Origin of the sequence: Erwinia sp. V71, from assembly GCF_965644245.1 — a bacterium.
GTDB lineage: Bacteria > Pseudomonadota > Gammaproteobacteria > Enterobacterales > Enterobacteriaceae > Erwinia.
On sequence record NZ_CBFFRK010000241.1, the window covers coordinates 1 to 1,111 of the forward strand.

The window sequence follows — 1,111 nt, forward strand, 5'->3', positions numbered from 1 at the left end:
TATCGGTAGTTAACCCTTCCTCCTACACTCTCCACAATCATGTCCGAGCGTTGCACTTATTATCTGAATTCGCGGCTTGCCTTAGCACAAGAATCACAGCTGAGTATGGTATTTGGATTGAACACTCGTGTGTAATGCATGGAAACGATTCCTCGAAGAAGGGAAACGTCCCATAGGGAAATTTTCCCTTATGGATAGCGAATAGGCCTTTTGCAAGCTGCCAGATGAGTACAACAAGAAAACCGAGAAGAGGTGATTAGTTGAAAGGACCTTAGCCCATAAGGGACTCTGTTTTCAAAGGTTAAACAGATTTATTACCGCTCGAAAGCGCCATCTCTCAGGTAACGATGGCATTGGCGTGTGACTACCCGAAGGCGTTCCTCTCAAATCACTGGAACATTGGCAGTTGTCGGTGTGACAACGGTTAGCAATCTAAGCGTACACAATCCGCTCATTTCCAGCAATACCACGGGGATAAATTTCTCAATAAACAGTTACTACTGCCAGTTAATAACAATTTAGTGTTTGTTAAAAAAGGCAGACAGGGCGCCATGGAAAAAACTGAGAAACACATGGTGACGTGTGTATTCTTCACCATAGTGCATGTGCGCTTCTTGTGAGCAGGCTATTTCGTAATAACCTTGTTCGAGAATAAATGTAGCTCTATCGCTCAATTTCAAAAGAAATCGCATAGTCCAGTGACAGAAAAAAGAAATACTATTCATCACTCTCAACCTTGTTATAAACACGGGCCACATAATGCCCCCTGCCATCCCCATGTCCCAGGTCCATTGATGCAAGAGCCTGGGCCTCTTCTTTACTGAAACCGTTTTTCATATGAAGATTCATCACATCGACAGAATAGGCATAGCGCAAACTGTGCGGTGCATATTTCCCGTTCAATCCGGCTTCGCGCACTATATTTCGGTACCGCTCGATAGCGGTATGTAATGACGGCTTATCGATCAACTTACCGTTATTTTCATTCAAATATTTCAGCGCAATACTAATTGCGGAAAGAGTAGCGTCACGATTGCGTATTCCGATGATTCCGGTCAGTGATTCCGGCGATTTCGATCGCGTTTCCCGCGCTGGTTATTTCTTACTTTAG

The 1,111-nt window shown here is 44.1% G+C and carries 1 pseudogene; it reads right to left on the reverse strand.

Features of this window, described 5'->3' with window-relative positions:
• Nucleotides 1-717 precede the first annotated feature (717 nt).
• Nucleotides 718-1,032: pseudogene (locus tag ACSZO1_RS22400) on the reverse strand (integrase domain-containing protein); the annotation flags it as partial.
• Nucleotides 1,033-1,111 lie beyond the last annotated feature (79 nt).